A 433-nucleotide genomic window follows, 5' to 3' on the forward strand; every position below is an offset into this window, starting at 1 on the left:
CCCGTCCGCCGGCACCAGGTCCAGGAGAATCTCGGAGCGACGGTCGGCGGGGTCCTCGGAGGGGTGCGAGGGCGGGTTCTCGCGGTTGTTCGAGGGGAGCATCGAGATGAGGTAGCGGACCTCGGCGATGCAGGTCTCCTCGTCGTCGTACGCGAAGTGCGCGACGCCCGAGGTCTCGGCGTGCACGTCCGCACCGCCGAGCCCGTTCTGGGTGATCTCCTCGCCGGTCACCGCGCGGACCACGTCGGGCCCGGTGATGAACATCTGCGAGGTCTCGCGGACCATGAACACGAAGTCGGTGAGGGCGGGGCTGTAGGCCGCGCCGCCCGCACACGGACCGAGCATCACACTGATCTGCGGGATGACACCCGAGGCACGGGTGTTGCGCTGGAAGATCCCGCCGTAACCGGCCAGCGCCGAGACGCCCTCCTGG

At 69.7% G+C, this 433-nt stretch carries 1 protein-coding gene; it reads right to left on the bottom strand.

From position 1 onward, the window contains the following. Window positions 1-433: carboxyl transferase domain-containing protein (locus J0695_RS05830; protein WP_277989941.1), on the bottom strand; the 433-nt coding region annotated here is incomplete at both ends.

Origin of the sequence: Streptomyces beijiangensis, from assembly GCF_017315755.1 — a bacterium.
Taxonomy (GTDB): domain Bacteria; phylum Actinomycetota; class Actinomycetes; order Streptomycetales; family Streptomycetaceae; genus Streptomyces; species Streptomyces beijiangensis.